Origin of the sequence: Ruminococcoides bili (genome assembly GCF_040093295.1) — a bacterium.
Taxonomy (GTDB): domain Bacteria; phylum Bacillota; class Clostridia; order Oscillospirales; family Acutalibacteraceae; genus Ruminococcoides; species Ruminococcoides intestinale_A.
This window is the reverse complement of record NZ_JBBNJY010000005.1, coordinates 15845-42790: the sequence shown is the minus strand read 5'-3', so window position 1 is coordinate 42790 and position 26946 is coordinate 15845. Positions and strand designations below refer to the sequence as shown.

The window sequence follows — 26946 nt, the reverse complement described above, 5'->3', positions numbered from 1 at the left end:
AAATCCTTCCTTTTGAGGTGTAATATGGAAATTTATTCACAATTGTTACCGATTTATCTTGTACTGATAAACCTTGTATCAATCATTGTAACAATATCAGATAAAGTAAAAGCAATTAAAAGAAAGTGGAGAATTCCCGAAAGCACCTTGCTTTTGCTTTCAGCGCTCGGCGGCAGTGTGTCTATGTATATAACTATGCTGATTATCCGCCACAAAACCAAACATCCGAAATTTATGATTGGTATTCCTGTAATTTTTGCACTTCAATGTATTTTAGTATTTCTGATATGGAGATATATTTATGTCTGATAAGCTGATTTTTACCGTTCCAACCGAATATAACGGGGTGAATGCCCTTAGCTTTCTGCGCTCGTTCTGCGGACTTTCATCAAGAATGATAACACGATTAAAGCGTGAAAAAGACGGTATTTTGATGGACGGAAAAATTTTGCGTACGATAGATACTGTGTCGGCAGGAAAAACTGTAGAAATCAGTCTGCCCGATGAAAAAATCGGTATTGAGCCTGTCGAGGGCGAGCTTGACATTTTGTACGAAGACGACTATATTTTAATTGTAAACAAGCCGTATTCAATGCCTGTTCACCCTGTAAAACAGCACCAAAGCGACACGCTTGCCAATCTTGTGGCATTTTATGCGCAGAGCAAAGGTAAGGAATTCACTTTTCGTGCAATCAACAGGCTCGACAAGGATACTTCCGGTATAGTTTTTATTGCCAAAGACCGATACACGGCAAATGCTGTAAAATTTGCTCTTAATAAAACATATATTGCAGTCTGCTCGGGAATTATAAATGAAAACGGCACTGTAAATGCACCGATTGCGTTAAAAAAAGACTCCAAAATGGTGCGAGAGGTCACATCAGACGGCGCACCGTCCGTTACGCATTACAAAGTCCTTGTAAAGGGCAAAGACTGCACGCTGGTAAGTCTTGTGCTTGAAACAGGCAGAACGCATCAGATTCGTTGCCATATGGCATACCTCGGTCATCCGCTTGAGGGCGATGATTTGTACGGAGGCAGACTCGATAAAATTCAAAGGCAGGCTTTACACTGCGGTAAACTTGATTTTGTGCACCCGATAACAAAACAGCCGATTACTGTCACTGCGCCGATTCCCGATGATATGAAAAATATTTCTCGGGAAATAAATGCCGCTCTCGAAAACAACATTGTTTTATAAAGTGTCCGCATCGGTCGGCAGGTAGTTGTAAACTTCTTTGTATGACTCAAGCTGTGCCTCGTTTTCGGGCTTGCTCGGAATTAGCCCTGTGCAGTCGTAGGTTGAATAAGCGTTCGCCATTTGGTCAAGACAGCGCTCAAGATTTTTATTTGCGTTTGCAAATTCATTTTCTTTTGCCGCATTATTTGTTTTATTTTTACTTTTCATAAAATCACCCCGTAGTTATTATTTTACGCAATGCCGTAATAATTCGGTGATATTTTTAATCTTGTCGGTGAAATGTCGCAAATCGGCAAAAGGTTAGCCGTTTACGCAGAAAAAACTGTAAGTGCTAATTATATAGTATAAACCATAATATCTAAAAACATAACCTGTGTGGACAAGTATTTACACGATGCTTTACACACAGCTTTTCTTAAAAGGAAAAGTTAGTTAAAACTTACTTGATGAAAATAACTTTAAAAGAAGTTAAGAAAATGATTAAAGTTACAAATTTATCGGAAAACGAGTTAAAGAAGATTGGCTTGGCTTTTGCTGTGTTTACCAGACCGATGATTGCTAAGTTATAAAAATACAATTGGATAATTTACAACTTGCGTTTGCTGTGATATAATTTTATTAATTGATTTTTGTATTATTTTGCAGGGTACGGTGATAAAATGAAGAAAATCGCAGTCGGAATACTTGCTCATGTTGACTCGGGAAAAACTACGCTTTCAGAGGCGCTTATGTACTGTTCGGGCAATATTACAAAACTTGGCAGAGTTGACCACAGGGATTCTTTTCTCGACACATTTTCGCTTGAGCGTGACAGAGGCATTACCATATTTTCAAAACAGGCTGTAATGAAGTACAACGATACCGAATTTACTCTGCTTGACACCCCGGGGCATATTGATTTTTCAGCCGAGGCGGAGCGCACCTTGCAGGTTCTCGATTATGCAATTCTTGTAATCAGCGGTACAAACGGTGTGCAAAGTCACACTGCAACACTCTGGAAACTCCTTAAAAGATACAATGTGCCGTGTTTTATTTTTGTAAATAAAATGGATCTTGACGGTGCGGATAAACTTGCGGTTATGGCACAGCTTAGAACAAATCTTGATGAAAACTGCATTGATTTCACATACCGAAATACGGATGCTTTTCGTGAGAGCGTTGCTGTATGTGACGATAAAATTCTCGAGAAATTTTACGAAACCGACAGCGTTGAAAATTCGGATATTGTAAGAGCGATTAAACAGCGCAAAATTTTTCCGTGTATGTTCGGTTCGGCACTGAAGCTTGACGGCGTGCGTGAATTTATAGATTGCTTTGACTTATATACACAAATGCCCGATTATCCCGATGAATTTGGTGCGAAAGTCTTTAAAATCGCAGAGGATAATCAGGGCAACAGACTTACTTTTTTAAAAGTGACGGGCGGAAGTTTAAAGGTGCGTGAAGTGCTTAAGAGCGACAAAAATGTCAATGCCGAAAAAGTGAACCGAATCAGAGTGTATTCGGGAGAGAAATTCACTGCGATTGACGAGGCGGCGGCAGGTACTGTCTGCGCAGTAACAGGCATTACCTTTGCAAAACCCGGTGACGGGCTCGGTGCACAAGCGGATTCCGATTTGCCAATGCTTGAGCCTGTTCTCACTTATCGTGTCGACCTTTTGGACGGAACAGACCCACACACTGCCCTTACAAAACTTAAGATTATAGAGAATGAAGACCCACAGCTTAATGTGGTTTGGAACAGCCGACTTGCGGAAATTCATATTCAGCTTATGGGCGAAATTCAGCTTGAAGTGCTCAAAAGTATAATTTACGAACGCTTTGGTATGAAGGTTGAATTCAGCACAGGCAGTATTATTTATAAAGAAACCGTTGAAAATACCGTTGAGGGAGTAGGCCATTTTGAACCGCTCAAGCACTATGCGGAGGTTCATCTGCTTATAAAACCGCTTAAGCGTGGCAGTGGAATTATCATAAATTCACGCTGTAAAGAAGATTTGCTTGACCGTAATTGGCAAAGGCTTATTCTTACTCATCTGCACGAAAAAACGCACATCGGAGTGTTGACAGGTTCACCGATTACTGATGTTGAAATTACGCTTGTATCGGGCAAAGCGCACGCAAAGCATACCGAGGGCGGAGATTTCAGACAGGCAACTTACAGAGCTGTAAGACAAGGCTTGCGCTCGGCAAAATGCGTTTTGCTTGAACCTGTTTATGAATTTACGCTTGAAGTTCCCAATGAAAATATCGGCAGGGCAATGACGGATATTCAGCGTATGAACGGTACATTTTCATCACCGGAAAGCAGGGGAGATGTTACGGTTTTGAGCGGCACCTGCCCTGTTTCGGAAATGGGAAGTTACACAAAAGAGGTTATGCAATACACTCACGGCAAGGGCAAACTTGCGTGTATTTTAAAGGGATATGAGCCGTGTCACAATGCAGAAGAAGTTATTGAAGGTATCGGTTATGACTGCGATGCCGACTTGGAAAATCCCTGCGGCTCTGTCTTTTGCTCGCACGGTGCAGGTTACAATGTGCCGTGGAATGAAGTTGCACAGCATATGCATTTGCCGAGTATTCTTGAACCCGTTAAGGAGGACAGCGTAAGTACAAACAGAAAAAACGCCTTTGAAAAATGCAAAAATCAGGACGATGTTTTTGCTCTTGACAAAGAACTTATGCAAATTTTTGAACAGACTTACGGCCCAATTACTCATAAAAAAGCACCCGAAAAGCGAAAGGTTACTGCGGTTTCCGCAATAGATAAGGCGGCCGAAAAATTAATGAAAAATCCGCAGTACAACGGCACGGAATATTTGCTTGTAGACGGATACAATGTGATTTTTGCCTGGGAGCATCTCAAAGAATTGACGGAACGCAGTCTTGACGGTGCAAGGCAGGTGCTTATAAATATTCTTTGCAATTATCAGGGATACAGCAAGTGCAATCTCATTCTCGTATTTGATGCTTACCGTGTAAAAGGGCAGTACAGAGAAGTGGAAACCGTGAACGGAATCAGCATTGTTTACACCAAAGAGGCGGAAACGGCAGATATGTACATAGAGAAAGTATCGCATAAACTTGCGAAAAACAACAGAGTGCGTGTTGTCACTTCTGACGCACTTGAGCAAATGATAATTCTCGGAAACGGCGCATTGCGTGTATCCTCACTCGCTTTTCTTGAAGAAGTAAGACAGGCGGAAGAAGAAATCAGAAATATTATAAATAACGATTAAACGAAAGTTGGCAGAATACAATCTGTCGGCTTTCACTTTGTGAAGTATTGACAAATATAAATACTGATAATATAATTAAATTGTTATTAATATTACCGATTTTTCAAGGTGATAAAATGGAATTTTTATGTGATACTAATTATATATTGTTCCCGACAAGCGATAACGCACAAAACAAAAGGCTGTATTTTTATATTGACAATGAACTTGTTTTTGATATAGTTTTAAAACTTGACAATGATTCTCCCGATTATAAATTTCCTGTTAATATGAGAAGATTTAAGGGTAACAAGGTGAAAATTATATCAAATCCTATGATGAATATTTGCTTTGAAAAAGCCGATAAAATAAAATTCGATTATGACGGAAAATACAGACCATCGGTGCACTTTACGGCTTCAAAAGGCTGGATAAACGACCCGAACGGACTTGTGTATGCAAACGGAAAATATCTAATGTATTTTCAGCACAATCCGGTTGCCACAACATGGGAAAATATGCATTGGGGCGGCGCAGTAAGTGATGACCTTATACATTGGCAAGAAATCGGAGATGTACTTTTTCCCGATAAAGACGGCACAATGTTTTCGGGCAGTGCAATAATTGACAAGAAAAATCTGACAGAATTACAGAGAGGTAATGAGCCTGCAATCTTGTATTTTTATACTTCTGCGGGAAATACATCAGAAACCTCTAAAGGCAAACCGTTTACACAATGTCTTGCTTACAGTAATGACGGCGGCAAAACGCTGATTAAATATGACAAAAATCCTATAATTAAAAATATTATAAAAGAAAACCGTGACCCGAAAGTAATATACTGTGAACCTGATGACAGTTATATTATGGTGCTGTTCCTTGACAGTCACAGCTTTGCAATTTTAAAATCCAAAAATCTGCTTGATTGGTCGCAAATACAGGAAATTGCATTACCCGACGATGGTGAATGTCCCGACTTTTATCCGCTTTGCGCAGATGGTGACAGCAAAAATATTAAATGGATATTTTCAGCCGCCTCCGACAGGTATTATATCGGCTCGTTTGACGGCAATAAATTTATTATTGAAACCGAACAAAAAAGACTGAATTTCGGTAATGCATCATATGCCGCTCAATCCTGGTCGGATATACCTAACGGCAGACGAGTGAGAACTGCTTTTGCGTCATTTGTAATACCGAATAATCCGTTTGGCAGTTGTCTTAACATACCGCAAAATATGACTATAAAAACAATTAACGGTGAACCGTATCTATCGGCATTGCCTGTAAAAGAATTTGAAACGCTTTATAAAAACAGAGATGTCAAAACAGATGTTGTGATTAATTCGGATATGCCGTTTATTAAGAGTATTCAAAGCAAAGCCTGCGATATTTCTGTTTCTGCAAGTGCGGAAAATTCTTTTTCTTTGGAGCTTTTCGGTCTTAAAATATCTTTTAATGCAGATGATAAAATATTGCAGTGTCTTGATAAATCCGCACCGCTTAAATCTGTGAACGGCACAGTAGATTTGAGAATAATTTTTGATACTTTATATACTGAAATTTTCGCTGACTTCGGCACTGTATTTATGGGTATGACATATATCGCCGACAGTAATCTGAACAGCTTGAGTATCGAATCAAAAAACGCAACAATTCAAAATATAAGAGTTTCCGAGTTAAATTCAATTCACTAAAATTTTTATTTACTGCTTGAATATATTTACAAAATGTGATATTATATATAAAGTCTATAAAATATTTAAAAATACGGAGGAAAATTATGTCTGTTTCATATATGACACACCCGCTTATCCGACACAAAATCACATTGCTCAGAAAAGAGAGCACATCTACAAACGAGTTTAGAAAACTTGTCGAAGAGATTGCTATGCTTATGGGATACGAGGCACTTTCTGACCTTGAAACACAGGAAATTAATATTAAAACTCCGCTTGAAGAGTCAAAACAGCCTGTAATTTCAGGTAAAAAACTTGCCGTAGTACCGATTTTAAGAGCCGGTCTTGGTATGGTAAACGGTATTCTCGCACTTGTACCGTCAGCAAGAGTAGGTCACATCGGACTTTATCGTGACCCTGTTACCCACGAGCCTCACGAATATTACTGCAAACTTCCCGAGCCGATCGACCAAAGACAGATTGTTGTTGTAGACCCTATGCTTGCAACAGGCGGTTCGGCAGTTGCGGCTGTAGATTACATCAAAGAGCACGGCGGTCAAAAAATTAAATTTATGTCAATTATCGCAGCGCCTAAGGGCGTTGAAACCCTTATGAAAGCGCACCCTGACATTCAGCTTTATGTTGGCGCACTCGATCGTGAACTTGACGATAACGCATATATCCGTCCGGGCCTCGGTGATGCCGGCGACAGAATTTTCGGTACTAAATAATAAAAAACGCTGATAAATATAGGAGTAGCCATAAAAAACCGACCTACAAAAAGTTAGATTTTCAGTCTAACTTTTTGGGGCGGCTCAAATTTACGGTTACTCCTTTTTATGACAGAACAACTGCCTTCTAAGCAGTAGGTCAATCCTCTTTGATATAATATAGTGTATAATGATACTGACCTGACAGCCGATATAGTTATACACAGAAATTGGAATGATATTTATTCTTACGGTCTAAATTATATTTGATTAAGGCGGACAGCATTTTTGTGCTGTCTGCTGTAAAACAAAATATAAAAATCTCGCCTATCCGATTGACTTTTATTAATAGATTTGATATAATAAATCTGTTAGTATGATATTTTTGAGTATCGCTAACCTGTCGCAAGAATACAAATTAATAGATATGCAGGTATGGCGGAATTTAAGTGAGTATCCAAATCTGTGATTTGGCAATACGAACTTATGCAAAATCTATTTTAATAGATTTTGTAGGCAGACCAACCTGTCGCAAGAGCACAAATTAATAAATATGCAGGTATGGCGGAATTTAAGTGAGTATCCAAATCTGTGATTTGGCAATACGAACTTATGCAAAATCTATTTTAATAGATTTTGTAGGCAGAATAACCTGTCGCAAGAACACAAATTAATAAATATGCAGGTATGGCGGAATTGGCAGACGCGTATGGTTCAGGTCCATATGAAAGCAATTTCATGCAGGTTCAAGTCCTGTTACCTGCACCAAACGAAAATAATCCGAACCTTACTCCGATTGGAGACGGGTTCGGATTTGTCATTTTCATAGACTATCCGAACTTTAATTCAAAACGCAAAAATTAAATTCGGAGGTTTCTAATTATGAAAACAGAACTTAAAATCATCGGCGCTTGGGGCAGACTGCATTATGATTTTCTTTACCGCAATAATCGGACGGACATCAATGTTATGCGGCTAAACGGAACTCTAAACAATTACCTTGCCGACATGGATCGTAATGCCTGCGAAATGTTTGATTCTTTAGTCCGGCAAACGGCTGAAAATGAGGGCGTAACCGAACAGTTCAAATCAACCAATCAAATTGAATGGATCAGACGAATGAATAACATTCAAAGCAGAGTACGGGAATTAATCTTGAATGAGCTAATCTATCAATAGTGACGAAAAGGCGGGGGTTTCACCCTCGCCTTTTGCTTTATGCTCTTTTTTCTTATTCTTTTCATATTCCGCTTTCCAAGCGGCAAACTCCTCCTGTCCCTCTTTGGAAAGGAAAAATTTGCGAATATCCGGCAGCATTGTACGAGCAATGGTTTCAAGAATATTATCCGGAATCTCCGATGTTCCGAAACGGTTTCCTAATATTCTGTATTTGATACGAACAAATAGTTGCTTGAGAATGTTGCCGTATTGCAGATTGTAAATGTCATGCCAATACGGAATCAGCTGTTTTTTGAGTTCATTTATATCCATAGAATTCTCCGTTCAAAGGGTTTTAGGAATTTGCCCTAACAATGTCGTGTGGACACAGGCGGCGGCTTGCTAAGCCAAGTGTGGACACAAAGACGATGCTTGCTAAGGTAATGCCGTAGCAGCATCCCAAAATTTGGATAGCCAAATTCAGTGGTTGCTGAGATACAATCATAATGAATGTACTTTGTTATTGCTTATTATATCAAAAAATGTCCAGATAATATAAACATCAAATTGTTGTTCTAAATCGTACAATATCATACAATATATTTACTAACCACAAATCTTGTGTTATAATATAAAAAACATTATGTTGAGGTGATTTTTATGCCTGAAATAGAAGACCGTTATTATTCCATGCCTGAAATCATGAAATATCTCGGAATCAGCAGAGATACAGCGTTGCGTTGGATTGCCACAAAAGAGATGCCTGCGCATAAAGTCGGGAAGAAGTGGAAGTTCAAGGTTTCCGAAATTGACGAATGGGTGAATAGCGACAAGGTGGAAGAGTAGGGAGACTGTTTTATGGGAATAATTCAAAAAATAATTTCCAAACATAAAGAAAAAGTAAAAGCCCGTAATGATATGTGCGACAACCTAATTATGCAGATTGATACAGCTCTACAAGAAATAACTATCATATTTTCGGATTTGCAGTCTTTTGTTGAGCCAAGCAAAGAATCAGAATGGCATAATCGTAATTCTTCTCTAATGACAAACGTCGCTTTAACTAATACTCAAAAAATAAAAAAGGCAGTACACTATAAAAAACTATTGGAGAAACAAGCTGAACTATATCGTAGTGCTAACTCTCTTAAACAACAAATTAGTATTCATAACGATAGGGTTGCCGATGCCAAAATTCAAAATGCGTATACCTTGATTGGTGATGTTGAAGGGCGAAGATTAGACAAACAACAAATGACTTGTATTGTCAAAGACGCTCATAATCATCTTGTGATTGCTGGAGCAGGAACAGGTAAAACAACTACAGTAGTTGGTAAAATTAAATTCCTGTTAAAATCGGGAAAATATAAACTGGAAGATATTTTGGTATTGTCTTTTACAAATGTTTCAGCAAGTGAGATGAGCCAACGAATTAACAAAGAAACCGGTTGTAACATAGATGCATCTACCTTTCACAAACTTGGGTTGAATATTATTACTAAAGTAAATGGCATCGTCCCTAAAATTACGCAATTAAATTTGCGGAAGTTCGTTAAAGAGCAGTTGTTGTTGAATATGCAATCAGAAGCATACTTAAATCTGTTAAGTTCGTATTTATTGTATAATCGCGTTGTTTCTAAGTCCGAGTTTGAGTTTAAAACGCAGGCCGAATATGAAGAATATTTGCGATTAAATCCGCCAAGAACTATAAATAATGAAACAGTAAAAAGTTATGGTGAAATGGATATAGCTAACTTTTTAACACAAAACGGAATACAATATATCTATGAGAACCCTTATAAAATCGATACACGCACAAGTGAATACGGCCAATATAACCCGGACTTTTATTTACCTGAATATGATATCTATATTGAGTATTTTGGTATAAACAAGAACGGCGAAGTTCCAACTTATTTCAAAGGCGCTAACGGAATGACAGCAAGCCAATCATATCAAGCATCTATGAAATGGAAGCGAGAAACCCATACTGCTAATAATACTGTCTTGATTGAATGTTATGCTTATGAAAAATTCGATGGTCTCTTGCTTGAAAACTTAAAAGAAAAACTTATTTTAAACGGCGTAAAACTAACACTAAAATCTACAAAAGAATTATGGAAACAAGTGTCTGCTGACGGCGATTCTATTCTTGATGGCGTTATTGAGTTGTTTGAAACAGTTATCAATCTTATAAAAAGCAATGGATATTCAATTGCTACTGTGCGTCAGTTAAATGTTGGAAATAGTAATGCTCAAAATAATAATACCATTTTGGCACTTCTTGAACCAATATTTAATTCATATTGTGCTTATTTGCACGAACACAAGGAAATTGATTTCAATGATATGATCAATATGGCAACCCAGTTTGTTGAACAAAGGAAATATATCAGTCCTTACAAATATGTTATTGTTGACGAGTATCAAGATATTTCCAAGGCTCGTTTCTCATTGTTAAACAGTATGAGAAAATCTAATGATTATGATCTGTTTTGCGTGGGCGATGATTGGCAGAGCATTTATCGTTTCGCAGGCAGTGATATCGGATATATTTTGAACTTTGAAAAATACTGGGGTTCTACCGAAATCAGTAAAATTGAAACAACCTATCGTTTTACTCAAAAACTTATAGAAATTAGCGGAAATTTCATAATGCAAAATCCAGTTCAGATCAAAAAGTCCATCAAAGGGAAAACTGATGCTGTAGGGTTTGCTTTAGGTGAAATTAGCGGATATACCGATAAGTTCTCCATTGAGTTTATGGCTAAAAAACTCGAAGATTTGCCGAGAGATAGTAGCGTGTTCTTCATTGGAAGATACTCCTTTGATGCAAAATTGTTGAGTGATAGTGGATTGTTTGAATGTCAATTTAATAATGTTAGCGGATACGTGGGAGTAAAATACCGAAAGCGAATAGATCTAAAAATGAGTTTTATAACTGCACACAAATCAAAGGGCTTACAGGCAGATTATATCTTTATTATTAATAATAAAAAATCAAGAATGGGTTTTCCCAGCAAAATACAAGATGCTGCTATACTAAACTTATTACTCGATAATTGTGATCAATACCCATATGCAGAGGAACGCCGTCTTTTTTATGTTGCATTGACAAGAGCAAAGAAAAAAGCGTTTCTTGTTACTGTTAATAATCAAGAATCCGAATTTGCTATGGAACTCAAAGAACGCTACGGTAACGAACTTAAACGAGAACAATGGGAATGCCCGTTATGTGGCGGGAAATTGTTGAAAAAGAGAGGACCGTATGGAGAATTCTTTGGATGTTCAAATTATAAGACTACAGGATGTAGATATAAAAGAAGGTTTAATTAAAATAATCAGTCCAGAGAAATCAGTTTTGCGGGCATTGTCGCAGCAAGCGCTGAATTTGCTACAGCAAATTCGCTTGTTAGGGAGATCTCTAACACCCCAAAATCCAGATAACATCAAGGAAAACTTGTGTTATACACTCCAAAAGAAAGGCGGGTGAAGAAAATGAAAGGCGTAATCTATGCAAGATATTCTTCGGATAATCAGCGTGAAAAATCTATTGAAGGACAGCTTCGCTAATGTAAGGCCTTTGCTGAGAAGAATGATATTCAAATTGTAGAAACCTACATCGACCGTGCGTTTTCTGTGAGAACCGACCGCCGTCCTGACTTTCAGCGAATGATAAAAGACAGTGAAAAGAATATGTTTGATGTTGTACTTGTATGGAAGCTTGACCGTTTTGCACGCAATCGCTATGACTCCGCACATTATAAATCCATTCTCAAAAGAAACGGCGTAAAGGTTATTTCTGCAACTGAAATCATTTCACAAGGTGCAGAAGCCATTTTGCTTGAATCTTTACTTGAGGGTTATGTCGAATACTACTCTGCCAAGCTTTCCAAAAAGGTCATTCGTGGTATGAAAGAGAATGCACTAAAATGTAAATACAACGGCGAGATTTCAATCAACAGCCTGACAAGAATGCTTCACAACAGAAAATATATCGGCGAATACAAATATCGTGATGTGGTGTGCCTGACGGTATTCCTGCAATAGTAACAAAGGATTTATTTGACAGAGTTCAGGAAAAACTGGCTAAAAATAAAAAAGCTCCTGCACGGCACAAGTCGGAGGATGATTATCTTCTTACTCCAAAACTATACTGTGGCAAATGTAAATCTTTTATGGTCGGTGAAAGCGGAACAGGCAGGAACAAGGTTCACCGTTATTACAAATGTGCAAGCGTAAAAAATCACAATGGCTGTGATAAGAAAACCGTTAAAAAAGACTGGATAGAAAACCTTGTTATCAAAGTCATCAAGGATATAATTTTCGATGATAATCTGATAAACGACCTTGCAGATACTTTAATTGAGGCACTCAGTAAAGAAAGTACGGTTTTACCGTTATTGAAAAAACAGCTTTCAGATGTTGAAAAAAGCATTGATAATATGCTGAATGCAATCCAGCAAGGCATCTTCACTAAATCAACAAAGGTAAGACTTGAAGAACTTGAACAACAGAAAAGTGATTTGAGTGTCCGCATTATGCAGGAGGAAATGGTTAAACCGCCTATTGACAAGGACAAAATCGTATTTTGTCTTACTCGTTTCCGCAAACTTGATACAACTAATTTTGAGCACAGGAAACGACTTGTTGACAGCTTCATTAACGCAATATACTTATTCGACGACAGGATAGTATTTACATTCAATTATAAAGACGAAAGCAGAACCATAACCTTTGACGATATAGAAAACTCGGACTTGTGTTCGGATTTGACTTCGCTTGGTGCACCAAAAGAGTAGTTTTTAACTGCTCTTTTTTCTTTTCTGAAAAACTAATTATAATATTTCGGAAAATTTAAAAACGGTTCTTGTGGTAAGGATAAGGGGATATGAATAAAATTCAGTATTAAAAAGCACAGGCTTTTCAAAATAACGAAAGTCTGTGCTTTTTATTTTCCTGTATCTATTTACTATTTCCTCTAAGCATTACATCGGCGGTGAAGATGCCGTCTTTTTGCGTGAAACGGCAGTAGCCGCCGCCCTTTTCGGCTATGCGGCGGACGGATTGTGTGCCGATGCCTTCGCCGCTGTGTTTGCTTGATTCAAAAATTCCGTTCTTTTCTTTTACAACTCCGTTGTAGAAGTTTTCTACTTTAATAAGCACTACATTATCCGAGTGCATTCTTGCAAACACGGTTATTCGTCGTTTGTCTGGTGCGGTTCGCATACTTGCCTCAAGCGCATTTTCAAGCAAATTAGAGAGCACAAGGCAAATATCAATTTCAGATACGGAAAGTTCTTTTGGAAGTTCGAGCTTGAATACACACGGTATTTCCAAATCTTTATACCTATGATAATAATGCCCCGCTACTCCGTCAATCGCATTGTTTTCGCACAGCTTGAGTTCCGAACTCGGAATGCTCTTGCTCATTTCGCTTAAATAATTTTCAAGGTATGCCCAATCTTTTCGTTTGACAAACGAATTAAGAATCGACAGATGATGCCGCATATCGTGACGGGCATGTCGGGTTTCTTCAATCGCCTTATTAAGCGTGTTGTACTGCTCTTGCTGCATATACAGAATTGTGTTTTCCTGCGTGAGCTTGTGATTGTTATTAAGGCTTTTTGCCATTATGTAAAACAAAGCGTAAAAAAGCAAAAGCAAACCGAGCATCGTACAACAGATTACAATATATCCCTGCATAATTCTTCCTGTATGCAGAATGTTTGGATTCCACGGTATTATAAATATGTTTATGGCGATAAAAACAGCGGGCAATATCCAGAACGCATACCATGTGTGAGCAATGTTTTCGTCGTCTATTAGGTCGCATACTGCGTGAGAGGCAGGGTAAAACGCAAGCATTACAAATATCCAGCAAAAAATATTGAAAACAATTCCGCCCGTAAGCCCGAACCAAGGCTCGATATTTTTAGGATAAACTATTGAGTCAATGGCTCGTGTTATGCTTGCAAGGCAGGCATAAACGCCGCACACGGCAAGTGCAATATTTGCGGATTTCAATATAGATGTCCTAAGCGTTGCGCAGTAGGCAACGCTCATAAGCATAAAGGCAGGCAGGATTAAAGAAATTGTTTTTATTTCAAACGAATAACAAAACAGTCCGCCCACTATGCAAAGCATAAGGAGTGTTGACAGCCAAATTGCCGTCAATGCGCCCATTTTTATTTTTAAATGCTGTTTCATAGGCAGGTATGCAAGTAAAGTGCCGGGTATCAGCACGGCAAGCTCAAGCATAGGTCGTAGCATTTCCGTCACAATATCACCTCTTGTTAAAAATAAAATCGGCGAACCGACTTTTTGCGGATTTTGTAAGACTTCGGCTGACCGAAATTCTCACTCCGTTGTTCAGTATAAATTCCGTTCCGTCAAAATCGCTTGCGTAATCAAAATTAAGAATTACTCCACGGTTGCACATAAAAAATCTTTCGTCGCTTTCAAGCTGTTTGCTGAACTCCGCAAATGTACTGCGAACCACGGTGGTTGCACAGTCGCTTTTGTATATGTTGATGCAGTGCTTAAAATGTTCGGCGTAGATTATTTCATTCAGCCTGATTCTCTGTGTGCCGCCTATTACTTTTACTTCTATATATTTGTCCGATGACGGCAGGCGGTTTAAAATATCCGTAAATGCAATTTTAAGTTCATCTGTCGTATATGGTTTGACAAGGTAGTCAAATGCCCTTACTTTAAAGCCCTCGAGTGCGTAGTCCGACGAAGTGGTTGTAAAAATCAGGATACATTCCTTATCAAATTCTCTAAGCAGTTTTGAAATTTCTATTCCGTTTTCTTTATCTATGTAAATATCCATAAATGCAACTTCAAATGCTGTTTGCTTTGAGGCATTTATAAAATCAATTCCTTTTTCAAATTCGTATATTTCTCCGTTAATGCTATTATCCGAAAGTAACTTGTTAAGCCTGCTTATCAGCAATTGTCTGTCACTTTTCAGATCGTCAATAACAGCAATGCGCATTGTAATCCCCTCGGTATGATATAACTATATTCAACATTGTACCACATTTTTTTGTAAAAATCTTGTCTTTGCATATCAATTTGTGACGGATTTCTGCAATTCGTGCTATTTGTATAGAATAAATCGCAAAATATAGGTATAATTATAAAAAATAAAAATATTGTTAAAGAAGGGAAACAAATGAACAAAGCAATCAGACTGACTAAATCGTTCACGGCACTGCTGCTCACAGCGATTATTACGCTCGGCACTTTTGCAGTGACTGCAAATGCGGCAGAGCTAAAAAGTATGGATGCCTCAAAATCGGCAAAGTTTGACACAGCCAAGCTGTATTATATTTATCTTAATTTGCCTGATAATTACACCGATAAGCCGCTTGCCCGCAACGAGTTCCGTTGGAACATCAACGGTACAGGATATGGAGCAAATGTAGCTCATCTTGATTATCTCGGCGGTAAGCAATGTAAGATGAAGCTTCAGCAAAAAGGTGATTATTACGGTATAAAATGTGATGATTTTAAAAAATGGCTCGATGTTGAACATAAAAAGTCGGAGGTAGGTAATGTTATTCATCAATGGGACGACACATTGAAAAATGATAATCAATATTTCAGATTTGAGCCTGTACCGAACAAAGCAGATACATACTACATAATTGCTAAAATTACCGACCAAAAAAACAACAATCTTTATGTCGGTACGGAGAATAATGCTTATAAACAAGAATCAAAAATTGCATTGACATCTAAAAAAACAGAGTGGGTTGTTAGGGCTACGGACGATGTATCCGAAAATTTCGGAGAACAGCAGATTCCCGGCGGAGATTCCAATAAAACAAAGCCGCAGGAAAACGCTCCTGTTTTTATGCTTTATCCAAAAGATTATATCAGTGAAGTAAATGTAAATAATGACGCAGTGGTTCAAGGTAACTGCCTGCAGCTTTATTACACCGGCACAACTCCTAAAATTACTGCGGAATGGGTCAGCTCAAGAAGAGCTTACAGACTGAGAAGCTATGATATTAACGAGAATGTTCCGTATAACATTTATGATCCGTCACTCTCGTATGACGCCGTATGGGATGTAGACGGTACGAATAACCCCGATAAGGCTGTTATTCATGTTTGGAATAATTCAGGCGACAATCATTTGAGTCAGCTTTGGAGATTTATTCCTGTTGATTCCGAAGCTAATGTTTATTACATTTATAATGTAGGCAACAAGCTGTATCTTTCGATTGAGGGATATGAAAATAAAAACGATAACAATGATGTAAAACTTATTCTTTCCAAAAAAGCTTTTAAGTGGGATTTGAAATTCCTTAATATGAATTCATTAAATTCATATACTGCCGAAGATGTAAAAAACAAAACCGATAAAAGCTATGCAATAAACAGCGGCAATTGGATGTCACATTTGCCTGATGATATGTATCTTTCAGAGGTTAATATGCCCGGAACGCATGACACAGGCGCAACTTATATGACTGATGTCGCAGAACAGGTTTCAAAAGTATGTTGTCAGCAGCTTTATCCCGACGAACAGCTTAATTCGGGAGTAAGAGCATGGGACATAAGAATTAACAGAAGAAAATCAATTAACGAAGACAGTAATCCTACTATTATTCACGGATTGAATTATTACGACTGCCACAACAGGGACGGCAGTGATATGACTCTGCGTAACATAATGGACACTGCCAAAGATTTTCTTAAAGAACATCCTTACGAAACTGTTGTGATGACCTTGAAAGGAGATTCAAACGGCAGCGACGAAATTATCGGTGATATTGTTTTAAAGCAATATCTGAATAATAAAAATTATCCGATTTACAAACCGCAGAAGGGCGGAAGTGAGTATTCGCCTAAGCTCAAGGATGTAAGAGGAAAAATTGTATTTATTCGCAGACTTGATTTTTCGGACAGTTACATTAAAAAAGCAGAAAGCAAAGATTTAGGCTTTTCTGTAATGGACGCTTTCGGTATGGATGCAAGCAGATGGGACGATAATGATTATTCTCTTAATAAAAATGCCGTTCGTGTAGGAAACAGCAATATTTATGTACAGGATAATTACGGCGAGCGCGACGCAGATACAAAACTCCTTTATTTTTACAGCACAATTTCCGATGCTACTAATAATAAATACACTGAGCAAGGAAATTATCTTTTTAACTATTCGGGTGCTAAGGATAATATTAATCAGCCAAGAATAGTAAACAGGTCGCTTATGGAGGACAGCTTTTTGTCACAGCCTGCCACATCAAGCGCTATACAAAGCATTGGTTTTGTTATGGCAAACTATATTGACGCAAAACTAAGCGAAAGAATTTATATGACAAACTTTGTATCCCAACACACTCATACATATAATGAAAAGGGCTTTTGCACAATTTGCGGTCAGTATCAGCCTGCCGTTTATAATAAGAGCACCGATGTGTATACGATAAACAACGCAGGTCAGCTTTTCTGGTTCTCATCACTTGTAAACGGCGACCACAGCTATGCTGATTTTGATAAGCAAAATGCAGGTGCAAACGCAGAACTTGCCGCAAACATTGACCTTGAAAATAAGGAATGGGCGCCTGTCAATAATTATAAAGGCAATTTTAACGGCAAAGGACACAGTATTTTAAATCTTAATATAAGCAAGGTTTCAGATTACACAGGACTTTTCGGTTCTGTAAATGAGGGCAGTGTTTCCGATATTACGGTTTACGGCGACATTACAGTCAAAAATTCCGCAAGTCATATCGGCGGTGTTGTCGGCAACATTAATTTGGGTTCTGTCAAAAATGTAGTTTCTTATGTAAATATAAATAATGACAAATACGGTTCGCAGGTAACGCACGCAGGCGGCATTATCGGCTCTGTAGGAAATGATAAAACAGATATTGAGAAATGTATGTACTACGGAAACATTCACCTCAATAATTCTTCCGATTGTATCGGCGGCGTAATAGCTTATTCAAACGGCGGCGCAAGAGTTAAAAACTGCGCAAACTTAGGCACAGTTACAGCAACGCAAAGCGGCGCATATGTCGGCGGTATTCTCGGCTACCTTAACAATACAAACCCGACAATCGAAAACTGCTACAATTACGCAAAGATAAGCGATAACGGCAGTGGCATACATTGCGGCGCAATTATCGGTTGGGCAAGGAATTTTAACAAGTCGAATATCGCAAACAATTATTACAACAAAGATACGGGAAACACTCCGTTCGGTACAGACAGCAAGTTGGGGTTATCGGCAAACGAAAAAACAATTTCCGAATTTAAGTGCGGTGAAGTTGCATTTAAACTCAACAACGGTGTTACCGACGGCACACAGGCTTGGTATCAGAACATAGACAACGGTCTTACTCCTGACGATTACCCCGTATTTAACGGCGGTACGGTTTATTATGCGGACTTTGACAATACATATTCAAACTTTGAGAGAACACCCGATGAGTTTGACAAGGACGACGACGGCAGATTTATTATAAAAACCTACAGCGACCTTGTAAAACTTTCACAGGTTGTAAGAACCGATTACAAGCGATACGGCGACAAGAATTATATTCTTGTAAATAATATTTACGCAGATGAAAATTCAAGCTGGGCACAGGGAATCGGCTCTGTTGCTGAAAACAAACCGTTTAACGGCACATTTGACGGCAACGGCTACAGCATAGGCGCACTTAATATTTCCGCAGGCGAGTACGGCGGACTGTTTGAATTTATCGGAGAAAAAGGCATTGTAAAAGATTTGTTTGTTTATGACTGCGACTTTAAGGGCAGTGCAAAAACAGGCGGCGGAATTGCGGCTGTAAATGACGGTGTGATTGACCATTGCGTAAGCGGTATAAACGCTGTATCGGGTACAATCTTTATCAAAAATTTAAAAATCAACGCATCGGATCTTAACTCGATTCTTAACGCAGATGTCTGCGGCGGTGTTGCGGGTATTAACAACGGTAAAATTACAGGCACACGAAATTGCTCAATCGTAAAGGGCAACGAGTGCGGCGGTATTTCGGCAATTAACACAGGCAAAATTTACGGTTGTGCAAACACAGGCAAGACAGGACTCGATACTTCAACAGTTGCAGGCGGTTTAGTCGGCAAGAACAGCGGCAAAATCGAAAGCTCCTATAACTGCGGCAATGTACTTTGCAAAATCAATTCTGCAAAGGGTTCGATTGTCGGCTTGAACGGCATTGCGGAAACTGACGGTGTAACAGTCAAGAATGTATTTTACACAGCACAAAATTCACTCAATGCAGTAGGCACTGATTCACAGGCAAAAGCCGACAGTACAAATATTGCATACGAAAGAACGGTTGAAATGGCAAGTGCAAGCCTTGCGGATAAGTTAAACAGTGTTACAGATGACAGCATAAACTTTATTTGCTCTGACTTTAACAGAGGTTATCCGTACATCAAAGGCAGCTTCCTAAAGTACAGCGTTAAATCTGTAGGCAACGGCATTACTCTTTCGGGCAATATGCACTCGTCACTCAATGTAAGCTACACTGCTTATTCAACAGATGACGAACAGTATAAAAAATTCGAGTCGCTTATTAAGGACGGAAAAATTCTTGATTTTTACAAGGGCACACTTTCGGACAATAACGGAAACTCTGCATTTGCGGAATTTTGGTGTGACAATAATTTAAAACTCACCTTGCCGGTAAGCGGCAAAAATGTAAGCCTTGCGGTACTTGACGGCGACGGCGGCATAAAATACATAAAGCCCGACTCTTTTGAAAACGGAAAAGCAGTGTTTACATTATCACAGCCGACTGATTTTGCACTTGTAGAAACCTCGTCAAGCGGCGCTAGCAACACAGGCAATACACAGATTGACAATACAACAATAAAGACGGGCGCAACCGTGATTTATACAATTTCATTTACGGCAATTATCGCTTTGCTTGCCTTTGCTGTATTGAAGAAAAGAGGACGGATTGAAAAATAAAAAAATATATTGCAATTACAGCGGCACTTATTGCTGTAATCGGAGTGCTAAACGCAGTATTAATCTACAATAACATAAACTCTCAACCTGCCGCACTTTAATAAGGAGGTACTATTTATGGGTATATTTGACAGCTTAAAAAATATGACAAATCAGACTGTAAAAAACAGTGTTTCAAATGCTGTTTCGGGAGCAGTAAACAATGCAATGTACAAAAGCAAAACATTTGTATTTGCCGATTATCCGAAAAATGCAGATGAACTCAAAAAAATGCCGGAGCTTGACTTTTCGTCACCTCTTTCAACAGCGGCATTTGCAATGCTTGTGTTGCTTGAATATGATGAAAGTCCGGAAAACACAATAGAAATGCTCAATGTATTAAAAGGACCTCAGCCGATGAACGGGATGGATATTCAGTTTTTGCGTGACAGAATCAAGGGCAGGGGATATATTCCTCGCTCGTATTTTGAGGGTTCATCCGTGAAGAACGATTATACACCGAATGTTCCGTACAAAATAACCGTTTCCGAGTATGCATATACCTATCAGAGCGAGGGTTATGCAAAGGTTCAGGTTCAGTCGTCGGGAGCGGACTCACCTCGCCCGATTGAGCTTCGCAGAAAGGGCGATCAATGGTTCTTGTGGCGCAATCTTGCACTCTCCGACATACGAACTCCCGCTTCGAATGACCCTTGGGCATAAAGGAGAGATTTTTATTAAAATCAAGAAAAAAGCAAAGCGTATTTCGAGTGTTGCCCTGTGTGCTTATGCTTTTAACGGCTCTTCCGATTACAGCCGTAACCGTAAATGCATTACAACAATAAAAACGGGCGCAACCGTGATTTATACAATTTCATTTACGGCAATTATCGCTTTGCTTGCCTTTGCTGTATTGAAGAAAAGAGGACGCATTGAAAAATAAAAAAATATATATTGCAATTATAGCGGCACTTATTGTTGCAATCGGAGCGCTAAGCGCAGTATTAATCTACAATAACATAAACTCTCAACCTGCCGCACCCACACAGGGTGTGGTAGGGGAGGTACGCACTGATTGGGATACAGGCATAGACGAAAACTCAAAAGGCAGTGACAATACCAAAAAAACAGGCGTGCAGATACCCGGCTACAGCACTGCTGAAATGAATGCGGGCGATACCTCTCTGCACATCAGTATCGGCAATCCAAAGTCAAACACCTGCGGCTTATACGCAACGCTAAGACTTTCCGACGGAACTGTGCTTTATAAATCGGATTTGCTTGAACCCGGCAGCGGTCTTACAGATGTACCGCTTTTAAAGTCGCTTGAGAAAGGCGAGTATCAAGCAATGGTTTTGTATGAATGTGTAACTCTTGACGATTCGCATCAAAAACTCAATTCGGCGGAATCGGAGTTCACACTTAAAGTTAAGTAAAATACCGATAAATTCGGTAAAAATAAAGAAAGAAGTGTTTATATGAAAAAAATAAAATTTATATCGGCAATTATGGCGGCTATGCTCGCCGCAACAGGCGTGGTTTCCGCATCGGCGGCAACCCTTACAAACGAAAATCCCGATTCTTCCACAGAAGTTACCGCAAGAATTGAGGGTACACAACCGGGAGATGTAAGCTATGTTATTACAATCCCCGATATGGTTGATTTCGGCACTCTTGCACAGCCGCAGACAGATACACAGAGCAACAAGTATCTCAACTTTGATGTGACTGCAACAGAACTTAAACTTAACGATAACAACTTTGTATCTGTTTATATTAACGGTCAGGACATTGACGATAAGTTCTACATTACGCAGAAAGACGCAACCAACCCGTTCAAAATTAAGTATGATATTTATTCGGAAAAAGTAAATGACGATAATGTTGCCGACAAAATCCCTATCAATGACGCAGGTGCTCCGGGAGCAAAAGGTTTCCACTTTACAACCTTCAGCGCCGATTCACAGGGTCAGGTTCAGGAGGGTACACTTGTACTTAATCAGCAGGCACTCTACGGACAAGACCTTGACGCTATTGCAGGCGATTACAGCGGTACAATGACATTCCACAGCTCAATTGTAACAATATGATTATGAAATGACTGATTTTAAAAAATTGCTTAGCGCAATTGCGGTTTGTACGGTGATTGCCGCAGTCTTTATAACGGCTACCGTTTCGGTAACGGCAAGGGATGAGGGCAGTACGCAGATTACGGCTAACATTTTATCACCGACAACTCAACCGTATTCCACAGTCCCGACCGTACCCGTACAGGATAACACGAGTATGGTAACGGGAACACAAACATATTTGCTGATAGCCTTGCTGTTGTGCATTGCATTGCTTGCTTTTGTTATATTATTATTTTTTATTCACAATAAACATATGAGGTGACTATGAAAGTATTTAATTGTATTTTGGGTATTTTGACTGTTCTTGCGTCAATTTATTGCATATTTTATCCCGGACTTACATTTCTTAACATCGGTTGGATTGTAACGATAATTCTCGGATTATGGGGAATTTCCTCAATTGTTTCGTATGCAGCTTCACGCAACGACGGTAATAATAAAGAAAAAGCTTTAATGGGAACTTTAGGTCTTATAGCAGGCATAGCTGCGGCGGTTGTGTCTGCGCTCGCAATGTTTATGCCCGGCATAAGAGTGATGTTTGATATATTAATCCTTGCGATTTTTGCGGTATGGCTTATTGTAGACGGAATCTCCTCTATAGCAACATCATTCAAGGTTAAAAAATCAGGTTCAAGTGTATGGGTACTTCCGCTTATATGCGGAGTGCTCGTACTGCTTGCAGGCATATACGGAATATTTAATCTTATATTCACAGCGCAAACACTCGGACTGTTTATGGGCATTTTGCTTATGACATACGGTATAAGACTGATTCTTTCGGCATTTAAAAATTAATTTGCTATCCACTCATTTCCCTTATATAAAACAACAGCCTCTCGGTGTTTTTACATCAAGAGGCTGTTGTGCTTTTTTATATTTGGTTCCGGAGTAAATGTTGGAGTAATATCGGTAAATTATATTTTAGCAGATTGCTTTATCAATCAATTACGCTTTTTCTTTACCCTTATTTGCAAATCTTTTTGACGGTCTGTAGATAATCAACGCTATAAATATCAGCACTGCTGTTGTGGATAAGCTGACAGGGTAAGCGGTCATTATCGTTACAAAAGTTCTGTTTGCGGGGAATACGGTATTTATCCATATTATTCGCAACACGCATACGCCTACGGTAGTGAGAATTGCAGGAACAAGCGAAAATCCGAATCCTCTTAAGTATCCCGACATTACCTCATACAGCATTGAGAATATGTAAGCTATAAAAATAATTACAAGTCTTGTATAGCCTATTTCTATTACTTCGGGGTTGTTGTTGAATATTGACAGCAAAAATTTTCCTGTTATAAGCACTATAAGTATTGCCGTGCCCGATGCAATTGCGTCTTCGATAAGGCAAAGGAAAAGAGTTTTTTTACAACGGTCAATCTTATTTGCACCAAAGTTTTGTCCGACAAATGTTGTGCAAGCCTGACTAAACGAGTTCATCACATTGTAAGCGATAATCTCTATGTTGAATGCCGCACTTGACGCCGCAATTACAACAGTGCCGAGGCTGTTAATCGCACCTTGAATTACAATATTCGCAACCGCAAACACCGCACTCTGTATTCCTGCCGGAAGTCCTATCTGCATAATTTTCGCAAAGACTTTTCCGTCTATTCTTAGCTTTTTAAATTCTACTTTTATGTATTTGTCGCTTTTTACGAGCTTTATATAAAGAATACCTGCGCTCACAACATTTGCAAGTACCGTTGCGGTTGCTACTCCGTTTACCGACATTTTAAGTACGATTACGAAGAACAGATTAAGCAGTACATTCAAAATTCCCGACAGCGTAAGCGCAATAAGCGGCATTTTGGTTTCACCTATACTTCTGAAAATCGCCGCCTCAAAGTTGTACAGCAGTATGACAGGCATTCCGAGAAAATATATTCTCAAGTACAACAGTGCAAGCTCAAGCACATCATCGGGTACATTCAGCACCGTAAGCAACGGCTCGGCTATAAGTTCGCCGATTATCGCAACCAATACACCGCCGATTACCGACACTACCATTGAGGTATGTACCGCCTTTTGTACGGTCTGCCTGTCATCTCGTCCTATGGCGTTTGCTATTACAACATTTGCGCCGAGCGCTATGCCGATAAATAAGTTCAGTATCAGACCGATAATCGGGCTGTTTGCTCCTACTGCCGCTACCGCTGCGGTTTTGTCGGTTTGTGCAAAGTTGCCTACTATTGCTATATCGGACGCATTAAAAAGCTGTTCGAGTATTCCCGTTGCCGCAATCGGCAGGGCAAAAACAGGCAGTTTGTTCCATATACTGCCGTTGAGCATATCAAGCTTTTGCTTTTTTAATTCTTTTTCCATTAAATCCACCTTTTTGTTTCACATAAATTCATACTATATAGATTATATTCCTAATTTTTACAATTTTCAACTGTTAAATGGTTGCATATAGACATAAGTTTTATTATAATATAAGGAAAGAAAAATTATGAAATGAAAAAATGAAATGAACATTTGCATTTATAGGGGTGGCATTATTTATGGAAATGGATAAACTAAAGCCAAAACAAAGTGCTTTTATTACAAGGGTTGGCGGTGACGGAGCATTAAGACACCATTTGCTTGATATGGGACTTACACCCGGCACTGAAATTACTTTGCAGAAAATAGCGCCGATGGGCGATCCGATTCAAATTGAAGTGAGAGGCTATGAGCTTACGCTCCGACTTGATGAGGCTAAGAAAATTGAAATTGAAAACATACACGAACGAAAAGTTGTTGCCGACAGCAAACCGCAAAGGCATAAATCTATTCCGCATCCACGAGTAGGCGAGCTTGGCGAGGCAAACGATTATCATATTCACGATGAAAGCAAAGCACTGCCGAAAGACAGCAAACTTACATTTGCGCTTGCAGGAAACCAAAACTGCGGCAAAACCACTTTGTTTAATCAGCTTACGGGCGCTAATCAGCATGTGGGCAATTTTCCGGGTGTTACCGTAGACAGAAAAGACGGCACAATTAAAAATCACCCTGAGGCAACAGTTACCGACTTGCCGGGTATTTACTCATTGTCGCCGTATTCGAGCGAAGAAATAGTTACACGAGATTTCTTGATAAAAGATAAGCCGAGCGGAATTATAAATATTGTAGACGCCTCAAACCTTGAGCGAAATCTATGCCTTACTATGCAGCTTATGGAACTTGGTATTCCTATGGTGCTTGCGCTGAATATGATGGACGAGGTGCGAGAAAACGGCGGAAGTATCAGAGTAAACGAGCTTGAGCAAATTCTCGGAATACCTGTTATTCCTATTTCAGCCGTAAAAAATGAGGGTATAGACGAGCTTGTAAGTCACGCACTTCATGTGGCAAGATTTATGGAAAAGCCGGGGCGAATAGATTTTTGCACAGACAGTGTAGATAAAAAAGACCCTGTCGGAGCGGTTCACCGCTGCATACACGCCGTAGTGCATATGATAGAGCCTGAGGCAAAGCAATCGGGACTGCCGCTGCGATTTGCCGCAACAAAGCTGATAGAAAACGATGTGCCTATTGAAAAGCTGCTTAACCTGACCGATGACAAAAAGCAGGCATTTGAGCACATTGTATCCGTAATGGAAGATGAAACGGGACTTGACCGAGAGGCCGCCATTTCAAATATGCGATTCAGCTTTATAGAAAAAATGTGTCAAAAAACAGTTGTCCGTCCGCACGAAAGCAAAGAGCATAAGCGAAGTATGAAAATTGACCGATTGCTTACAGGCAGATATACCGCTATTCCTTGCTTTATTGCAATTATGGCACTCATATTCGTTATGACCTTTAACCTTGTGGGCGCATGGCTCTCTGACCTAATGAGTTTAGGCGTAGATTCTGTTATATCGCTTATAGACAACGCACTCACCGCCGTACAGATTAACCCTGTTGTGCATTCGCTTGTGGTAGACGGCATATGCAACGGTGTGGGCAGTGTAATCAGCTTTTTGCCTACAATCGTAACTCTGTTTTTCTTTTTGTCTATTCTTGAGGATACAGGTTATATGGCAAGGGTTGCCTTTGTAATGGATAAGCTGTTAAGAAAAATAGGACTGTCGGGCAGAAGTTTTGTGCCAATGCTTATAGGCTTTGGCTGTTCTGTTCCTGCAATTATGTCAACACGAACACTCTCAAGCGAAAGAGATAGAAAAATGACAATCCTGCTCACTCCGTTTATGAGTTGCAGTGCAAAACTGCCGATTTATTCGCTGATTATAAGCGTATTTTTCCCAAGGCAGTATCAGGCGCTTGTAATGGTGGGACTATACATATTCGGCATTATTTGTGCCATTATTTATGCTTTGATTTTAAAAAGCACAAAGTTCAAGGGCGAGCCTGTTCCGTTTGTAATGGAGCTGCCTAATTACCGACTTCCATCGGCAAAGAGCGTTGTGCATCTCATTTGGGAAAAGGCAAAGGGATTTATAGAAAAGGCATTTACAATTATTTTTGTAGCGTCAATTATAATTTGGTTTTTGCAGACCTTTGACGCAAGATTTAATGTTGCCGAATCACCCGAACAGAGCCTGCTTGCAATGATTGGCAGCTTGGTTGCTCCTATTTTTGCTCCGCTCGGATTTGGCGATTGGCGAGTATCAACAGCTCTCATTACAGGCTTTACAGCAAAAGAAAGCGTTGTGTCTACACTTACTGTACTTATGGGCGGAGATGCCGAGCTTGTAAGTACATTGTTTACTCCTTTTACCGCCGCTGTATTCCTTGTATTTACTTTGCTTTACACTCCTTGCGTTGCCGCTATTGCAACCGTAAAGCGAGAAATGGGCGGTACTAAGGCGGCTGTCGCAACTGTTATTATTCAGTGCGCAATCGCATGGTGTGTGGCTTTTCTTATTCACGCAGTCGGTCTTGCCTTTGGCTTGGCTTAACGGAGGGCG

General features: G+C 39.4%; 21 protein-coding genes, 1 tRNA gene and 1 pseudogene. 18 read left to right on the top strand and 5 right to left on the bottom strand.

Annotated features, from left to right (window positions below):
* Positions 1–24 precede the first annotated feature (24 nt).
* Positions 25–309, top strand: a complete 285-nt coding sequence (locus AAAY30_RS02770; RefSeq protein ID WP_499215615.1) for a DUF1294 domain-containing protein — start codon at positions 25–27, stop codon at positions 307–309.
* Positions 302–1201, top strand: a complete 900-nt coding sequence (locus AAAY30_RS02765) for an RluA family pseudouridine synthase (protein ID WP_412609006.1) — start codon at positions 302–304, stop codon at positions 1199–1201. Before AAAY30_RS02770 ends, AAAY30_RS02765 begins: the two co-directional genes overlap by 8 nt.
* Here AAAY30_RS02765 and AAAY30_RS02760 read toward each other — a convergent pair.
* Entirely contained in the window at positions 1196–1408 is a 213-nt protein-coding gene (locus AAAY30_RS02760) for a hypothetical protein (protein ID WP_022235137.1), read from the bottom strand. The two genes, AAAY30_RS02765 and AAAY30_RS02760, sit on opposite strands and share 6 nt — an antisense overlap.
* A gap of 452 nt (positions 1409–1860) precedes the next feature.
* Here AAAY30_RS02760 and AAAY30_RS02755 point away from each other — a divergent pair, with 452 nt between their 5' ends.
* The 5 genes from AAAY30_RS02755 to AAAY30_RS02735 all read left to right on the top strand — a co-directional run bounded on the left by AAAY30_RS02755 (position 1861) and on the right by AAAY30_RS02735 (position 7990).
* On the top strand, positions 1861–4443 hold the full coding sequence (locus AAAY30_RS02755; RefSeq protein WP_418331499.1) for an NYN domain-containing protein: 2583 nt from the start codon (positions 1861–1863) through the stop codon (positions 4441–4443).
* Between the two features lie 116 nt (positions 4444–4559).
* Positions 4560–6119, top strand: a complete 1560-nt coding sequence (locus AAAY30_RS02750; RefSeq protein WP_337781720.1) for a glycoside hydrolase family 32 protein — start codon at positions 4560–4562, stop codon at positions 6117–6119.
* A gap of 83 nt (positions 6120–6202) precedes the next feature.
* Positions 6203–6832 (top strand): uracil phosphoribosyltransferase, encoded by a 630-nt coding sequence (gene upp, locus AAAY30_RS02745; RefSeq protein WP_370744007.1) that lies wholly within the window; start codon positions 6203–6205, stop codon positions 6830–6832.
* A 660-nt stretch (positions 6833–7492) separates the two neighbouring features.
* Positions 7493–7579 (top strand) — tRNA-Leu (locus AAAY30_RS02740).
* A 114-nt stretch (positions 7580–7693) separates the two neighbouring features.
* Complete coding sequence (locus tag AAAY30_RS02735) at positions 7694–7990, top strand: TnpV protein (RefSeq protein ID WP_302484070.1); 297 nt, start codon at positions 7694–7696, stop codon at positions 7988–7990.
* Here the strand turns inward: AAAY30_RS02735 and AAAY30_RS02730 are convergent.
* The gene (locus AAAY30_RS02730) at positions 7976–8302 is read right to left on the bottom strand and encodes a hypothetical protein (RefSeq protein ID WP_302484071.1); all 327 of its coding nucleotides are present in this window, start codon (positions 8300–8302) and stop codon (positions 7976–7978) included. The two genes, AAAY30_RS02735 and AAAY30_RS02730, sit on opposite strands and share 15 nt — an antisense overlap.
* Before the next feature lie 327 nt (positions 8303–8629).
* Here AAAY30_RS02730 and AAAY30_RS02725 point away from each other — a divergent pair, with 327 nt between their 5' ends.
* The 3 genes and pseudogenes from AAAY30_RS02725 (at position 8630) to AAAY30_RS02715 (ending at position 12771) form a co-directional block, all read left to right on the top strand.
* Positions 8630–8815: a helix-turn-helix domain-containing protein gene (locus tag AAAY30_RS02725; protein WP_302484072.1), complete on the top strand. Its 186-nt coding sequence runs from the start codon at positions 8630–8632 to the stop codon at positions 8813–8815.
* Between the two features lie 12 nt (positions 8816–8827).
* On the top strand, positions 8828–11305 hold the full coding sequence (locus tag AAAY30_RS02720; RefSeq protein ID WP_337781993.1) for a UvrD-helicase domain-containing protein: 2478 nt from the start codon (positions 8828–8830) through the stop codon (positions 11303–11305).
* A gap of 162 nt (positions 11306–11467) precedes the next feature.
* Positions 11468–12771 (top strand): annotated as a pseudogene (locus AAAY30_RS02715) (recombinase family protein).
* Positions 12772–12934: 163 nt separating this feature from the next.
* On the opposite strand, the gene AAAY30_RS02710 reads toward AAAY30_RS02715, so the two are convergent.
* Positions 12935–14242: a sensor histidine kinase gene (locus tag AAAY30_RS02710; protein ID WP_499215637.1), complete on the bottom strand. Its 1308-nt coding sequence runs from the start codon at positions 14240–14242 to the stop codon at positions 12935–12937.
* Between the two features lie 13 nt (positions 14243–14255).
* Positions 14256–14969: a LytR/AlgR family response regulator transcription factor gene (locus AAAY30_RS02705; protein ID WP_186934841.1), complete on the bottom strand. Its 714-nt coding sequence runs from the start codon at positions 14967–14969 to the stop codon at positions 14256–14258.
* 180 nt (positions 14970–15149) lie between these two features.
* Between AAAY30_RS02705 and AAAY30_RS02700 the strand changes: the two genes are divergently transcribed.
* The 7 genes from AAAY30_RS02700 to AAAY30_RS02670 all read left to right on the top strand — a co-directional run bounded on the left by AAAY30_RS02700 (position 15150) and on the right by AAAY30_RS02670 (position 22840).
* A complete protein-coding gene (locus AAAY30_RS02700; protein WP_499215616.1) occupies positions 15150–19934 on the top strand; it encodes a phosphatidylinositol-specific phospholipase C domain-containing protein in 4785 nt (1594 codons plus the stop codon).
* A 117-nt stretch (positions 19935–20051) separates the two neighbouring features.
* The gene (locus AAAY30_RS02695; protein WP_499215617.1) at positions 20052–20636 is read left to right on the top strand and encodes a DUF6935 domain-containing protein; all 585 of its coding nucleotides are present in this window, start codon (positions 20052–20054) and stop codon (positions 20634–20636) included.
* Complete coding sequence (locus AAAY30_RS02690; RefSeq protein WP_499215618.1) at positions 20620–20856, top strand: hypothetical protein; 237 nt, start codon at positions 20620–20622, stop codon at positions 20854–20856. The genes AAAY30_RS02695 and AAAY30_RS02690 overlap by 17 nt, the downstream gene beginning before the upstream one ends.
* On the top strand, positions 20846–21349 hold the full coding sequence (locus AAAY30_RS02685) for a hypothetical protein (protein ID WP_337781998.1): 504 nt from the start codon (positions 20846–20848) through the stop codon (positions 21347–21349). The genes AAAY30_RS02690 and AAAY30_RS02685 overlap by 11 nt, the downstream gene beginning before the upstream one ends.
* Positions 21350–21391: 42 nt before the next feature.
* On the top strand, positions 21392–22003 hold the full coding sequence (locus tag AAAY30_RS02680) for a hypothetical protein (RefSeq protein WP_337781999.1): 612 nt from the start codon (positions 21392–21394) through the stop codon (positions 22001–22003).
* Positions 22004–22010: 7 nt separating this feature from the next.
* Positions 22011–22307 carry a hypothetical protein gene (locus AAAY30_RS02675; protein ID WP_195410280.1) on the top strand — a complete coding sequence of 99 codons (297 nt, stop codon included), beginning with the start codon at positions 22011–22013 and terminating at the stop codon, positions 22305–22307.
* Positions 22308–22309: 2 nt separating this feature from the next.
* A complete protein-coding gene (locus AAAY30_RS02670; RefSeq protein WP_294665933.1) occupies positions 22310–22840 on the top strand; it encodes an HdeD family acid-resistance protein in 531 nt (176 codons plus the stop codon).
* Between the two features lie 150 nt (positions 22841–22990).
* On the opposite strand, the gene AAAY30_RS02665 is transcribed toward AAAY30_RS02670, so the two are convergent.
* The gene (locus tag AAAY30_RS02665) at positions 22991–24373 is read right to left on the bottom strand and encodes an MATE family efflux transporter (RefSeq protein ID WP_499215619.1); all 1383 of its coding nucleotides are present in this window, start codon (positions 24371–24373) and stop codon (positions 22991–22993) included.
* Between the two features lie 179 nt (positions 24374–24552).
* Between AAAY30_RS02665 and feoB the strand changes: the two genes are divergently transcribed.
* A complete protein-coding gene (gene feoB, locus AAAY30_RS02660) occupies positions 24553–26937 on the top strand; it encodes a ferrous iron transport protein B (protein WP_252559682.1) in 2385 nt (794 codons plus the stop codon).
* Positions 26938–26946: the final 9 nt, after the last annotated feature.

Bases quoted from the DNA above. Each gene is read 5' to 3' on its own strand.
- AAAY30_RS02770 (WP_499215615.1), top strand. From the start codon at position 25: ATGGAAATTTATTCACAATTGTTACCGATTTATCTTGTACTGATAAAC.
- AAAY30_RS02765 (WP_412609006.1), top strand. From the start codon at position 302: ATGTCTGATAAGCTGATTTTTACCGTTCCAACCGAATATAACGGGGTG.
- AAAY30_RS02760 (WP_022235137.1), bottom strand. From the start codon at position 1,408: ATGAAAAGTAAAAATAAAACAAATAATGCGGCAAAAGAAAATGAATTT.
- AAAY30_RS02755 (WP_418331499.1), top strand. From the start codon at position 1,861: ATGAAGAAAATCGCAGTCGGAATACTTGCTCATGTTGACTCGGGAAAA.
- AAAY30_RS02750 (WP_337781720.1), top strand. From the start codon at position 4,560: ATGGAATTTTTATGTGATACTAATTATATATTGTTCCCGACAAGCGAT.
- AAAY30_RS02735 (WP_302484070.1), top strand. From the start codon at position 7,694: ATGAAAACAGAACTTAAAATCATCGGCGCTTGGGGCAGACTGCATTAT.
- AAAY30_RS02730 (WP_302484071.1), bottom strand. From the start codon at position 8,302: ATGGATATAAATGAACTCAAAAAACAGCTGATTCCGTATTGGCATGAC.
- AAAY30_RS02725 (WP_302484072.1), top strand. From the start codon at position 8,630: ATGCCTGAAATAGAAGACCGTTATTATTCCATGCCTGAAATCATGAAA.
- AAAY30_RS02720 (WP_337781993.1), top strand. From the start codon at position 8,828: ATGGGAATAATTCAAAAAATAATTTCCAAACATAAAGAAAAAGTAAAA.
- AAAY30_RS02710 (WP_499215637.1), bottom strand. From the start codon at position 14,242: ATGCTACGACCTATGCTTGAGCTTGCCGTGCTGATACCCGGCACTTTA.
- AAAY30_RS02705 (WP_186934841.1), bottom strand. From the start codon at position 14,969: ATGCGCATTGCTGTTATTGACGATCTGAAAAGTGACAGACAATTGCTG.
- AAAY30_RS02700 (WP_499215616.1), top strand. From the start codon at position 15,150: ATGAACAAAGCAATCAGACTGACTAAATCGTTCACGGCACTGCTGCTC.
- AAAY30_RS02695 (WP_499215617.1), top strand. From the start codon at position 20,052: ATGGGTATATTTGACAGCTTAAAAAATATGACAAATCAGACTGTAAAA.
- AAAY30_RS02690 (WP_499215618.1), top strand. From the start codon at position 20,620: ATGACCCTTGGGCATAAAGGAGAGATTTTTATTAAAATCAAGAAAAAA.
- AAAY30_RS02680 (WP_337781999.1), top strand. From the start codon at position 21,392: ATGAAAAAAATAAAATTTATATCGGCAATTATGGCGGCTATGCTCGCC.
- AAAY30_RS02675 (WP_195410280.1), top strand. From the start codon at position 22,011: ATGACTGATTTTAAAAAATTGCTTAGCGCAATTGCGGTTTGTACGGTG.
- AAAY30_RS02670 (WP_294665933.1), top strand. From the start codon at position 22,310: ATGAAAGTATTTAATTGTATTTTGGGTATTTTGACTGTTCTTGCGTCA.
- AAAY30_RS02665 (WP_499215619.1), bottom strand. From the start codon at position 24,373: ATGGAAAAAGAATTAAAAAAGCAAAAGCTTGATATGCTCAACGGCAGT.
- feoB (WP_252559682.1), top strand. From the start codon at position 24,553: ATGGAAATGGATAAACTAAAGCCAAAACAAAGTGCTTTTATTACAAGG.